Source organism: Chroococcidiopsis sp. [FACHB-1243], from assembly GCF_014696895.1.
In the GTDB taxonomy this organism is placed as follows: domain Bacteria; phylum Cyanobacteriota; class Cyanobacteriia; order Cyanobacteriales; family Chroococcidiopsidaceae; genus Chroococcidiopsis.
On the sequence record NZ_JACJQX010000005.1, the window covers coordinates 128,312 to 140,876 of the forward strand.

Genomic DNA, 12,565 nt, shown 5'->3' on the forward strand with positions numbered 1-12,565 from the left:
TTTCTCAAGCAATTCTATGCGCGGTGTATTTCAATTGCAAAAATCTTATTTTAGTAAAAAGGCTGTTTCTTCTCTATTTTCACCTCAAAAGCTGCCATATACAATTATTGGCTTTGGTATTTTGGTACGGCTAGTTCAATATGTATTTAATCGTTCTTTGTGGAATGACGAAGCCGCACTAGCGTTAAATATTGTCAATCGCTCGTATTTAGAATTGCTCCAGCCTTTAGATTACAACCAAGGCGCACCCATTGGCTTTTTGATGGTAGAAAAGTTAGCGGTGCAGGTGTTTGGAAACAACGAATATGCTTTGAGATTATTTCCTTTTGTCAGTGCGATCGCAAGTTTATTTGTTTTTTACAAATTAGCTAGAAAATGCTTGCAATCTCGTCAGGCTGCGATTATCGCTCTTACTTTGTTTTCCACCGTACATATTTGGCTTCAGTTTGCTACAGAAACAAAACAATATTCTAGCGATGTGGCGATCGCGGTCATACTATCTTTTATTTTAATTGGCATAGAACGACAGCAAATTAAACTAAGACAAATCTTAAAATTTGGCTTTATCGGCGCTGTTGCCGTTTGGTTTTCTCACCCGGCTGTCTTTATCTTAGCTGGGATAGGGACGAGCTATTTATTCATAAGTTTATTTCAAAAGAAATTTTCCTTGAGTTTAAAGCTGTTAGCTATCTATGCTATCTGGGCGTTTAGTTTTGGTCTTTCATATTTTACTTCATTACGCAATATAGCCAGCAATCAATCTTTATTTAAATCTTGGGCAGGACGCGGTACATTTCCTACATCTATTTGGGATTTTGGCTGGTTGTTTAATGCTTTTGTAGAATTTTTTCACATTCCGTTAGGACTTCCCGATATTTTTCTGGGAATTGCGATTCTGGCGTTCTTATCTGGTTGTATCTCATTCTGGGTTCAAAACAGAGCAATTTTACTGACATTATTGGCTCCTATCTTAGTAACTTTTTTCGCAGCTTATTTACAAAAATATCCATTTAGCGGTAGGCTAGTCATATTTTTAATTCCTTTTTTTATCCTTTTCATTGCAGAAGGAACAGTTGCAATTCGACAGATAAGCCATCATCGAGTTTTGAGGAAAATCAGTACTCTAATTTTGATATTACTTCTCGTTCCTCCGATAGGAACTGCTGCTTATCTCATCTTCGATCCCTATACTAAACAAGAAATTAAACCCGTTCTTAGTTACATGAGAAGTCATCAGCAACCAAGAGATACTATTTATATTTACGAACGCGCTGAATATCAATTTAAATATTATGCGAATTGGTATGGCTACCAGGAAGGAGATTATATTTTAGGGATAGACGATCTCGATCGTCAAGATGGACAAGGTATTTCAGAAGCAGAATGGCGGCGATATACCAGCGATTTTGATAAGTTACGCGGTAAGCAAAGGGTGTGGATCTTATTATCCCACTTGCGGCGCTGGGAAGATGAGCAAGAAAGAGTTTTAGCTTATCTTGATGGTATCGGTAAACGTGTTGATGCTTTTGAGAAGGAAGGCTCTTTTGTATATTTGTATGATTTTAATTAGCCAGCAAGTAGATATGTCACACTGCGATCGCCTAAACGATAATTTAGTAAGATAATTCTCATGAAGTATGACTTACCATTGACTAGATGGCAATTATTAATTATCAGTTTTCTAGTTATCGGTATATTTTTTCGATTTCTCTATCTCGATCGCAAAGTTTATTGGTACGATGAAGTCTTCACTTCATTGCGTATTTTTGGCTACACGGAAGCAGAAGTCATTCAACAAGTTTCTCGTCATCCTGTTGTGAGTGTAGAAGATTTACAACGGTATCAGCACGATGCTGGGAGAAACTTATTAGACACGATAAAATCTTTGGCTACGGAAGATTTTCAGCATCCGCCGCTGTATTATGCGATCGCTCATTTTTGGGTAAAATGGTTGGGTGATTCAATTGCTGCAATTAGAGGTTTATCGGCTCTAATTAGCGTGCTTGTCTTTCCTAGTATCTACTGGCTGTGTAGGGAATTATTTCCATCACCCTCGGTTGCTTGGGTTTCTATGGCGTTAGTCGCAGTCTCGCCATTTCATGTTTTAATGGCTCAGGAAGCACGTCAGTATAGTTTGTGGACGGTGATAATTTTACTATCAAGTGCGTCTGTACTACGCGCTATTCGTCTCAGCAGTAAACTAAGTTGGAGACTGTACGCAATTAGTCTTATTGTAGGATTATACACATTTTTATTTACTGGTTTAGTCGCGATCGCTCACGGACTATATTTATTTAGCTTGAAGACATCACAATTTAGCAAAGCATTCTCTGCTTATTTTATCGCTTCTCTCACCGCGATCGCAGCGTTTATACCTTGGCTAGTTATTGTTGTCAGCAATTTTTCTGAAATTAACAGTAATGTCAATAAGGATGAAGCTGTACCCCTAATCAGTTTAGCGAAAACCTGGGTTTTCAACTTGAGTTATATTTTTTTTGATGTTTGGGGACAGTCAAGTTTAGAATCTAGACTCGATCTAGCACATTTTATCATTTTGCCATTCTTATTACTGACAGGATACTCTCTCTATTTTCTGTATCGGACAACAACTAAGCAGGTTTCATTATTTATCCTGCTATCGATCGTCGTACCAACTATACCCCTAATTTTACCAGATTTGATTTTAGGAGGACAGCGATCGCTGACGATGCGTTATCTCATTCCTACTTATTTAGGGATTCAAATTGCTGTTGCTTATTTACTAGCTACTAAACTCTCATCAAGCAGTGTCAAACAGCAAAAATTTTGGCGGTTACTAACACTCGTGCTGTTAACTTCTGGTATTTTATCCTGTGTAGTCAGCGCTCGAACGGAGACTTGGTGGACTAAAGGTAATAGTGCTGAAAATCCTCAAGTTGCTCAAATCATAAATCAGGCAAATCGTCCATTAGTAATTAGCGATACTAAGATTGGCAGAATTATTTCTTTAAGCTATTTGCTAGAACCAAAGGTTCAATTTCAGCTCAACCCCAAATGCCATACTTGCCAACTCGATTTTACATCTAATCTGTCCTTTGATTCCGAGATTTCTACGAACTACAGTGACATATTTGCGTACAAACCTTCAGAGGAAATGTTAAACAAGTTTAACCAAATACAGAATTGTACAACAAAATTGGTTTACGAACCCGCCCGTCTCTGGAGGTTGAGCCAAGATCAATCAATTTCCCTAAACTAGTTATAACAATTACTGTTGCGATCGCAACTCTATATTTATCCAACTTTATGCAAACTACTATAAAGCAATTTAAAAAGCTTCAACCAAGTAAATTTACTGCTTTCACTCTAAACAGAATATCACTCGTCATTATCGGCTTTGGTATCTTAGTTAGGCTAGTTCAATATCTATTTAATCGTTCTTTATGGAATGACGAAGCCGCACTAGCTTTAAATATTGTCAATCGCTCGTATTTAGAATTGCTCCAGCCTTTAGATTATAACCAAGGCGCACCCATTGGCTTTTTAATGATAGAAAAGCTAGCAGTTCAGTTATTCGGTAACAACGAGTATGCCTTAAGACTCTTTCCTTTAATTTCTAGTATTGCTGCTTTATTTTTATTTTACCATCTAGCAAAAAAATGTTTGCAAAAACCAGCCGTTCTGATTGCCTTAACTCTCTTTGTTGGTTTAGAATATTTGCTTTACTTTGCTTCCGAAGTTAAACAGTATTCAACTGATGTAGCCATTGCCATACTTTGCTCTACAATTGGAGTATCTTTGAATCGGAAAAAGAGCGAGCCTTTTCAACTAATAGCATATGCAATAGGAGGTGCGATCGCAGTTTGGTTTTCCCATCCAGCAATTTTTGTTTTGGCAGGTGTGGGAATATATCATATATTAGCTAATTGGCAGCAAAAAAATAGAAAAAAGTTAATTATAGTATTGGCAGTAACTTCAATTTGGTTGTTAAGTTTTGCTAGCTTATATTTTTTATCTTTGAGAAATCTAGGTGAAAGTGAATATTTATTGCGATCGTGGACAAATAAGTATGCTTTTCCTACATCAATATTTGATATTAACTGGTCGTACTTAAGATATATCAAATTGTTCAAAGATCCTTTAGGTTTTCCCGAACCTTGGGTTGTTGTTCCTCGTTTAGTTTGTCTAGCTGGATTTATCTCCTTTTGGTATCGGAAAAGAGAAATCCTATTTATTCTAATTTCTCCTTTCTTAGTGACGTTGCTTGCAGGTTATCTGCAAAAATATCCTTTCCACAGTCGCTTAGTTGTCTTTTTAACTCCCTTTTTTATTTTAGGAATTGCAGAGGGAAGTTATTTCATTTGGCAGAAAACTTGTAGAAATAAATTGACTGCTATTATCGGTATGTTAATTATCAGCTTGCTGCTTGCCGTTCCTATAGCTAATGCTAGCCATCGTCTAGTACAGCCACAAACGAAACAAGAAATCAAGCAAGTTATGAGTTACGTAAAAACTCATCAACAACCAGGAGATATTCTATACATTTATCAAAGAGCTGAATATCAATTTAGATACTACGCTGCAAAATATGGCTACCGTGAGGGTGATTACATTATTGGAATAGACGATCTCGATGAATATGATGGGAAGGGAATGTCAGAACAAGAATGGCAAAGATATCAAAATGATTTCGATAAACTGCGTGGTAATAAAAGGGTGTGGATCGTATTATCTCACATTACTCACGTTCCAAATGAGCAGCAAAGAATTTTAACTTATTTAGATAGTATGGGTCAAAAAATTGATGTTTTTACAGTTCCCGGTTCGTTTGCGTACTTGTATGATTTTTCTTAAAAGATGATAGAGGTACACATATTTGTAGTAGGGGCGCACAGCTGTGCGCCCCTACAGACGTATTGTATCTATATGGAAACCGCTATAAACAGATAACGCCCGGTTAAGAATACAAATGAAAATCAATCTAATTCCTTTGAAGAAAAAACTTTTGTCAATAAGTCAGTTTTTACTCATTGCTTTTGTCTTTGGAATTTCCTACACTCAAAGACCTTTATACTACGACAATCAAACAACTAAATTTTTACATGGACTAGCACAAGCTGGCTATGGTTTTTTAAAAAATGATTGGTTTGCCAGCACTATCGATCCTTTACCAGCTTTTACTTTTTTAGTCAAGATAACTCATTTATATTTAAATGAATATGCTTTTTATCTTTATTATATAATTATTTTTGGCGTATATATTTACAGTCTGACTGGAATTATTTCATTTATTTTCCCAATTGGTATAAACTCTAAAATAGCTATAGATTCTAAAAATCATAGCGATCGCCTGCAATATTTAGTTTTTTTTGCTGTCCTGCTCGTTCTTCATTCTATCAATATTCAAATTAAAGTTCTCGATTTAGATACGGCTTTAAATATTCATTATGGAGTTGCAGAACAGTACGTTCTTGGACCTTACTTTCAACCAAGTAATTTTGGTGTTTTTATCATTTTCTCGATCTATCGGTTTCTCCACCGAAATTATTTCTTAGCTGTAGCTTGTCTAGCTTTAGCAGCTACCTTTCATCCTACCTATCTTATGGGTGCGGCAATTATTTGCTTAACTTACTTAATTATTATCTATAAAAATGAAGGTAGTTTGATTAAAGTCATATCAGTTGGAGTCTTATCAACTCTATTATTACTACCAGTATTTAGTTATATGTATTTTCAGTTCAGACCAACCACCTCTGAACTGTGGGCAAAATCTCAATATATCATCGTCCAATTAAGAATTCCTCACCACTCCATCCCGCAGATTTTTTTAAGTAAACCTTCAGCTTATTTACAAATTTTTTTAGTTGTTATAGCACTGTATTTAATTAGAAAAACTAAAGTTTTTGCGACTCTATTTATTCCTTTCTTAATTATTGTTACTTTAACTATTATTCAAATATTCTACCCCAATAACACAATAGCTTTTGTTGCTCCTTGGCGGCTTTCTGCGGTTTTAGTGCCGATCGCCACTAGTATTATAGTTGCTTGGCTCGTATCTTACTTATTCGATCGCTACTTTCAAGTCAAACACAAACGCTCGGTGATGGCGGCGAGTTTAGCTACAATATCTATGGTTTTTGTGCTTGGCTTGTACAACCAAGGACAAATGTTTGTAGAACAAGATAGAAGCGTTCCAATGTTGAATTATGTTAGAGAAACAACGCAACAAGAAGATCTCTATCTAGTCCCAAATAAAAATAAAGAGTTACGCAAATTTAGAGTTTATACAGGCGCTCCTATTCTAGTTAACTTTAAATCACACCCATATAAAGATGTCGAAGTTTTAGAATGGTATGAAAGAAATTTAGCCGCACAAGTATTTTATGAATCGCCAAGCGATCGCCAGTGCGACATTTTAAAACAACTCATAGCCGATTATCAAATTAACAAAGTCGTCACCGAAAGCCAAAATTTCAATGCTAACTGCACCTTTTTAGCTCAACTATACAAAGACGATCGCTATGGGGTTTATCAGCTTAAAAAGTGAGTCGTGTAGAGACGTTACACGTAACGTCTCTACACGATACCACCATATTGAGCTACAGGGCGATCGCTCAGCCATGCCCACATTTGATCGCCGAAGGAAAAATGCCACCATTCCCCAGGATGGCGAGTAAACTCAGCTTTGAGCATGATATCTCGCAATAACTGGCGGCGCTCGTGATATTCTTGCTCTACAGGATCGGCGCTATTTGCAAAATAATCGGGTTGCGATCGCGCTGACATCTCATCAATTGGAGAACCCATATTTACTGTCATTCCAGCCGCATCTACCAAGGTAATATCGACTGCTGCACCCGTACTGTGAGGTGGGGGAGTCTTGGGATCGGTGCTAGGAACTGCCCAAATTTGATACACTTGCTGCCATAAAGCCTGTTGTCGGTCGGGAGATAATTGTTCTACCGTCAGTCCTTCTGCTTGCAAAACTTGACTAAAAGCATAATCTACCATAAAATTTTGCACGGCAATTGGACGATAGGCATCGAAAATTTGAATGCGCCACTGGGGATGAGACTGTTGAAGATAGATTTGGGCTTGCAGGAGGCGATTCAGTACCCCTTGTCGTAAATGATAAGGCGATCGCCCTTGATAAGGCGCACCGAGTAACTGGTAGGGATGGGGTGACTCTACAGCAAACTCTTCTAGCGGAATTTCTACTAGCGGTTCCCCAGATTCTGTAATTTGAATCTGTTGGTAAGGTTTCATCAAGATTCTTCTCGCCAAATTTTAATCGTTCTATCCTTGCTACCGCTTGCGAAAGTTTGTCCTCTGGGGCTGAAGATAACGGCAGTGACTCCGGCTGAATGATCTGATAAGCTACGCAATAAATCTCCGTTGGCTGGATTCCACAATTTAATCGTTTTGTCTCCACTGGCGCTGGCGAGGGTGTCGCCATCCGCGCTAAAAGATAGCGATGTGACTTCTTTTTTGTGGGCTTTGATAGTTTCTTGCAACTTACCGCTTTCAACTCGCCATAGAATAATTTGCCCGTTATTGCTTCCACTGGCAAGGGTTTCGCCATCGGGACTAAAGGCGATCGCGTATACTGGACGTTTGTGTCCGGTAAAAGTACGAATCAGTTCGCCACTCTCGACATCCCAGAGTTGGACGCTATTGAAAAAAGTGCTGCTAGCTAGGGTTTTACCATCGGGATTAAAGGCGATCGCCGTAACTCCACTGCCTTCGCTGATGATGCGCAAGGCTTTTCCAGTTCTGAGGTTCCATAGCCTCACGGTATTATCTCCACTACCGCTTGCCAAAAGTTTTCCATTCGGGCTAAAAGCTACCGAACTCACCCAATCTTTATGTCCCACAAAGGTACGAATTAATTTTCGATGCCGCAAATTCCATAGCTTAACCGTTCTATCCCCACTCCCACTAGCCAGAATCGTTTTTTGTCCGGTTTTGTCGGGCATAAACGCGAGAGAACTCACCCAATCTCTGTGTGCTATGTAGGTTTGCAACAATCTTTTCCCTGCCAAATACCAAATTTTGATCGTCCGATCTCCACCGCTACTTGCAATCATCTGACTGTTCGGGCTGAACGCTACTGAATAAACTGCCCGTCGATGCCCGCCGCTAATCGTATCGACTTGAAATTTTCCCTGCCATAGACGAGTTAGGAGTAATGGTAGTTGGTAGTTGGTAGTTGGTAGTTGACGGTAAGAGAGTGGTGCGTGGTATTTTTTCTCCCTCAGCTCCCTCAGCTCTTTTTCCCCTGCTCCCTGCTCCCTGCTCTCTGCTCCCTGATAGCTGACAACTGACAACTGACACGCGATCGCAATAGCAATTGAAACTAAAGACTGAGGTGGCATAGATGAAGCTGGAGTGATACTGGCTGTATTATTGCTAACCTAGAAATAGTTTTTGGACTAATGGCTCTCTTGTTTGAGTAAAAATCTCTAGAGGCTAGACAAAGTGGACGGACTGAACTACCTTTTTACTAGGAATAGAGTTACTAGGGATAAATTTACCAAAAATCGACGCGATCGCTCGTACCTGCCAAGTTGAAATAAATTTGGTGGCAAGCAAATTTTGAATTTCTGGCGATCTTTGAATAAATTTTTCACATCATGCAGTTAGGTTATTATTAACAGTTCTTTTGAGGACTTTGCTGTCAAAAAGCAAAGTGCCAACAAGTGCAAGCAAGCAGGAGGGAGAAAAGCAGAACCTTTACAAGATAGAATGATTGTGTTTTCTCCACTGTATAGTCTGTTTTACTACACGGCGATCGATAAAGATACCATTATCAAACTTGAGAGCGTTGTAAAAACTTTGTTTTTGGCACTGGGATTTAAAATTTTAGCTTTGTTTTTAGGAACTCATGCACTTGAAACGACATCTTTGTGAGAAAGCACTAAATTTAAGTTTTCGATCCTTAAATTTTTACGACTGCTGATTCTCAACAATATCCGAGGACTTACACTACCTGAGACCAACTCAAAATTTAATTTAAAGAATACGTAATTATTACCGTAGGAGTAAGTAGAGAGCTTGTAAATATTGTAACATGTTCTTAATTTTCTGGGAATTCAGGTGATGAGAGGCAAGTTGCTAGGCGGGCGTTACCAAGTTGTAGAAGTTCTAGCCAATGGTGGTTTTGGTCAAACCTACGTAGCCCAAGACATGCATCGACCAGGAAATCCTCGATGTGTCGTTAAGCACCTCCAGCCTGCTAGCGTCAACTCTAAATTTTTGCACAATGCCAGGCGGTTGTTTCAAACAGAAGCAGAAATTTTAGAGCAACTTGGCAATCACGACCAGATTCCTCGGTTACTAGCTTATTTTGAAGAACATCAAGAGTTTTATCTCGTTCAAGAGTTCATTCAAGGGCATACTCTTACCAAAGAATTAATTCCGGGCGATCGCTGGGAAGAAAGTAAAGTCTACCAACTACTACAAGAAGTCCTAGAAATATTGGTTTTCGTCCACGCTCACGCAGCAATTCATCGCGATATTAAACCTGACAATCTCATCCGGCGAATCGCAGATGGCAAGTTAGTCTTAGTAGATTTTGGTTCAGTCAAACAGGTTTGGACGCAGGTGTTTACGCGAACCGGGCAACAGGAAAACAGCCCACCAGCCACGATCGCGATCGGTACTCCCGGTTATATGCCTACAGAACAAGGTCAAGGTAGACCTCAACCCAATAGCGATATTTATGCCCTCGGCACGATCGCCATTCAAGCTCTGACAGGGATGAATCCTTCCCAGTTAGCAGAACAGTCGGATACTGGCGAAATTGAGTGGCGACAACATGCCAAAGTCAGCGAGGGACTGGGGGCAGTCATTGCCAAAATGGTGCGCTACAACAGCAAAAATCGCTATCAAACGGCGGTAGCTGCTTTGGTTGCCCTGCGCCAACTCGCCAATTTTCCCACATTACTGCAACCAGTTATAGGAATTCAACCGCCACCTGCATCTCGTTTCAACCAGTCGAACGTCGAGAAATATCTGACTCTGGTTGGCACTCCTAAAGGCATAGAGCGTGAGGTGAAAACCGATCTCCCTGAGAATCATACTGTGACGATGGCAGAACTCGACACGACCCCAACTACCGAGGTTGCCACCCAAGCACTACCAGTTCTAGAACGGATACCCGACCCACCCGCTGTAGCATTAGTAAACCCCGATCGATCAACTCCTGCTAAAGCCTCCAGAACGCGACAGCGCTATCCCCTCCGCGTGGGAGCAGCACTCACGGCTGTCTTAGCAAGCGTAGCAGCAATGTACGTAACGAATTGGTATCCAGTCGCAGATCCAGAGCAAACTCTGGAGCAGATGAACGCGCTCAAAACTGCGAGAAAATACCAAGAGTGCATCGATCTAGCATCGACTCACAGTAGTACCAATGCCAAAGTTCAAGCCGGACTCCAACAGTGTCGCCTCGCCCAGGCACAGCAGCTAGCTACCACCGATCTATCGGCGGCGATCGCGCTAGGCAGTCAAATTCCTAGCACCGATCCACTTTATCCCGTAGCTAAGCCTTCGATCGCTCAGTGGACGAACCGTTTATTAGAAAAAGCGAAAACCGATTACGAAGCAGGAAACTTACCACAGGCGATCGCTTTAGTTAAAGCAATTTCTATAACTAACCCTGCCTATCAAACAGCCCAAACTGCAATTGCCCAATGGCAACGAGACTGGCAAAACAACCGCGCCGCTTGGGAAGCAGCAAAAAGCGCCGCCGCTGTTGGCAAGTGGCAAGATGTCCTCAAAGCTACTAGAAAAGTTACTATTCATCCCTACTGGCAACAGCAGATCTCTCCTCTTGCCCAACAAGCAGCCATTAAAATTGCTTTAGCGTCCCATACTGTTATCCCACCGCAACAGTCTAGAACGACAGCAAAGCCACCTCAACCTCGAACGCAACCCGTAACTCCATCTAGACCCAAAACCGTTACCAATCGCCCCCGCAGCCGCCCCAACCGCTCTAGAACCGCGATCGCAACTTCTACCTCCCGTCCTCAATCGACGATAAGACGAACGACTTTGAGACGAACGACTGTAAAGCGATCGCGACCCATCTCCAGACGAGTCAAACCCGCGATCGCCAGACGCACCAACCGCCCAATCCGCAGACGCGCCCGTTTTCCAGTGGGAAACACCAGAAGTTTATACAACTGGCAAACAAAAACCGTGCCTTAGTGCGTGGGGTGTGGGCTGTGGGGTGTGGGGTGTGGAGTGACTCCTGACCAGTTAGTATTTTATCTCCTCAGCCTCCTCAGCCTCCTCAGCTCCCCCTTGTCTCCCTACTCCCTACTCCCTACTCCCTGCTCCCTCCCTGCTGGTACAGGATCGTAGCCGCCTGGATGCCAGGGATGACAGCGTAAGATGCGTCGCACTGCCAAAATTCCACCCCGCCAAGCACCAAAACGTTCGATCGCTTCTATGGTGTAAGTAGAACAGGTAGGATGAAACCGACACGATGGCAGCAATAGAGGAGAAATTAACATTCGATAGCCCCGAATTAACCAAATTAATCCGATCTTCAACACCGATAATTTCCTCCAATGTTATTGGTCATTTGTCATTTGTCATAAGTGGTGCGTGGTGCCTGTTGATGCGGGTGTAGGGTGTGGGGTGTAGTGCGTGGCTAGTGGCTGGTGGAACCAGTGACTAGAATTGCTTCCTCTGCTTCCTCTGCTCCTCTGCTTCCTCTGCTCCTCTGCTTCCTCTGCTCCTCTGCTTCCTCTGCTCGATCTCTCCCAGCTCGTCCCTGCTCCCTGTTCCCTCTTCATTATGTATCCCAAATCTACTACATTTGATGTAGTAGCTTTTATGACTGTTTTGATTGAGTCGTTGATGGTTGATTTTCCGCTACTGGCTCGAATTCCCCCTCTCTGGCTGCAAATAGCGGTGGTAGGAGTTTGGCTGGGAATTGTTCTGGCGATCGCAGGTGCAGTTAGCCGTTTCGCAAGTAGCGATCCCGAAATTGTGCGGAAAATCGTTCACATTGGTACTGGCAATGTCATTTTATTCGCTTGGTTATTCAATATTCCTGCCTGGGTAGGGATTGGCGCATCAGTATTAGCAGGTATTGCGACTTTATTATCCTATCGCCTGCCACTTCTACCAGGAATCAACAGTATCGGACGCAAGAGCTTAGGGACGTTTTTCTACGCTGTAAGCATCGGCGTTTTGGTCGCTTGGTTTTGGGCAGTACAGAAACCCTACTTCGCTGCCTTGGGCATACTCATTATGACTTGGGGTGATGGACTCGCAGCTTTAATCGGACAGCGTTACGGAAAGCATGTCTACAAGGTTGGGGGTGTGAAAAAAAGCTGGGAAGGCTCTTTGACTATGGCTGTAGTCAGCTACATTGTGAGTAGCTCCATTCTCGTAGCCGTACACGGTAATTCTTGGTTAGTTTGGCTTGTGGCTTTTGTAGTTGCTCTAGTAGCTACAGGTCTAGAAGCTTTTTCTTGGTACGGCATTGATAATTTATCCGTACCCATAGCTAGCGCCGGATTGGGATTTCTTTTAACTCAGTTGTTGTAAGAGAGTAGCGAGTACGCGCACCAAC

General features: G+C 41.5%; 11 protein-coding genes. 7 read left to right on the forward strand and 4 right to left on the reverse strand.

What is annotated here, in order from left to right:
• The first annotated feature begins 16 nt into the window (after positions 1 to 16).
• The 4 genes from H6G17_RS05520 (at position 17) to H6G17_RS05535 (ending at position 6,526) form a co-directional block, all read left to right on the forward strand.
• Positions 17 to 1,570, forward strand: a complete 1,554-nt coding sequence (locus tag H6G17_RS05520; protein WP_192154934.1) for a glycosyltransferase family 39 protein — start codon at positions 17 to 19, stop codon at positions 1,568 to 1,570.
• A 60-nt stretch (positions 1,571 to 1,630) separates the two neighbouring features.
• Positions 1,631 to 3,238 carry a glycosyltransferase family 39 protein gene (locus H6G17_RS05525; RefSeq protein ID WP_192154936.1) on the forward strand — a complete coding sequence of 536 codons (1,608 nt, stop codon included), beginning with the start codon at positions 1,631 to 1,633 and terminating at the stop codon, positions 3,236 to 3,238.
• Between the two features lie 47 nt (positions 3,239 to 3,285).
• Positions 3,286 to 4,833: a glycosyltransferase family 39 protein gene (locus tag H6G17_RS05530; protein ID WP_192154939.1), complete on the forward strand. Its 1,548-nt coding sequence runs from the start codon at positions 3,286 to 3,288 to the stop codon at positions 4,831 to 4,833.
• A 115-nt stretch (positions 4,834 to 4,948) separates the two neighbouring features.
• Entirely contained in the window at positions 4,949 to 6,526 is a 1,578-nt protein-coding gene (locus tag H6G17_RS05535; protein WP_192154941.1) for a DUF6798 domain-containing protein, read from the forward strand.
• A gap of 29 nt (positions 6,527 to 6,555) precedes the next feature.
• Here H6G17_RS05535 and H6G17_RS05540 read toward each other — a convergent pair whose 3' ends face one another.
• Entirely contained in the window at positions 6,556 to 7,245 is a 690-nt protein-coding gene (locus tag H6G17_RS05540; RefSeq protein WP_192154943.1) for a M15 family metallopeptidase, read from the reverse strand.
• Positions 7,245 to 8,354, reverse strand: coding sequence for a WD40 repeat domain-containing protein (locus tag H6G17_RS05545; protein WP_192154945.1), 1,110 nt, complete (start codon positions 8,352 to 8,354; stop codon positions 7,245 to 7,247). The genes H6G17_RS05540 and H6G17_RS05545 overlap by 1 nt, the downstream gene beginning before the upstream one ends.
• A 370-nt stretch (positions 8,355 to 8,724) precedes the next feature.
• Between H6G17_RS05545 and H6G17_RS33110 the strand changes: the two genes are divergently transcribed.
• Together H6G17_RS33110 and H6G17_RS05550 are read left to right on the forward strand one after the other, a co-directional pair.
• The gene (locus H6G17_RS33110) at positions 8,725 to 8,889 is read left to right on the forward strand and encodes a hypothetical protein (protein ID WP_206757142.1); all 165 of its coding nucleotides are present in this window, start codon (positions 8,725 to 8,727) and stop codon (positions 8,887 to 8,889) included.
• A 189-nt stretch (positions 8,890 to 9,078) separates the two neighbouring features.
• Entirely contained in the window at positions 9,079 to 11,187 is a 2,109-nt protein-coding gene (locus H6G17_RS05550; protein ID WP_192155127.1) for a serine/threonine-protein kinase, read from the forward strand.
• Positions 11,188 to 11,291: 104 nt separating this feature from the next.
• Here H6G17_RS05550 and yidD read toward each other — a convergent pair whose 3' ends face one another.
• Positions 11,292 to 11,534 (reverse strand): membrane protein insertion efficiency factor YidD, encoded by a 243-nt coding sequence (gene yidD, locus H6G17_RS05555; protein ID WP_192155129.1) that lies wholly within the window; start codon positions 11,532 to 11,534, stop codon positions 11,292 to 11,294.
• A 42-nt stretch (positions 11,535 to 11,576) separates the two neighbouring features.
• Positions 11,577 to 11,780, reverse strand: a complete 204-nt coding sequence (locus tag H6G17_RS05560; protein ID WP_192154947.1) for a hypothetical protein — start codon at positions 11,778 to 11,780, stop codon at positions 11,577 to 11,579.
• 40 nt (positions 11,781 to 11,820) lie between these two features.
• On the opposite strand from H6G17_RS05560, the gene H6G17_RS05565 reads away from it, so the two are divergent.
• On the forward strand, positions 11,821 to 12,540 hold the full coding sequence (locus tag H6G17_RS05565) for a diacylglycerol/polyprenol kinase family protein (protein ID WP_192154949.1): 720 nt from the start codon (positions 11,821 to 11,823) through the stop codon (positions 12,538 to 12,540).
• The last annotated feature ends 25 nt before the right edge of the window (positions 12,541 to 12,565 follow it).

What these genes read in the sequence shown, in the direction of transcription:
- H6G17_RS05520 (WP_192154934.1), top strand. Translation starts at nt 17, where the DNA reads ATGCGCGGTGTATTTCAATTGCAAAAATCTTATTTTAGTAAAAAGGCT.
- H6G17_RS05525 (WP_192154936.1), top strand. Translation starts at nt 1,631, where the DNA reads ATGAAGTATGACTTACCATTGACTAGATGGCAATTATTAATTATCAGT.
- H6G17_RS05530 (WP_192154939.1), top strand. Translation starts at nt 3,286, where the DNA reads ATGCAAACTACTATAAAGCAATTTAAAAAGCTTCAACCAAGTAAATTT.
- H6G17_RS05535 (WP_192154941.1), top strand. Translation starts at nt 4,949, where the DNA reads ATGAAAATCAATCTAATTCCTTTGAAGAAAAAACTTTTGTCAATAAGT.
- H6G17_RS05540 (WP_192154943.1), bottom strand. Translation starts at nt 7,245, where the DNA reads ATGAAACCTTACCAACAGATTCAAATTACAGAATCTGGGGAACCGCTA.
- H6G17_RS05545 (WP_192154945.1), bottom strand. Translation starts at nt 8,354, where the DNA reads ATGCCACCTCAGTCTTTAGTTTCAATTGCTATTGCGATCGCGTGTCAG.
- H6G17_RS33110 (WP_206757142.1), top strand. Translation starts at nt 8,725, where the DNA reads ATGATTGTGTTTTCTCCACTGTATAGTCTGTTTTACTACACGGCGATC.
- H6G17_RS05550 (WP_192155127.1), top strand. Translation starts at nt 9,079, where the DNA reads ATGAGAGGCAAGTTGCTAGGCGGGCGTTACCAAGTTGTAGAAGTTCTA.
- H6G17_RS05560 (WP_192154947.1), bottom strand. Translation starts at nt 11,780, where the DNA reads ATGAAGAGGGAACAGGGAGCAGGGACGAGCTGGGAGAGATCGAGCAGA.
- H6G17_RS05565 (WP_192154949.1), top strand. Translation starts at nt 11,821, where the DNA reads ATGACTGTTTTGATTGAGTCGTTGATGGTTGATTTTCCGCTACTGGCT.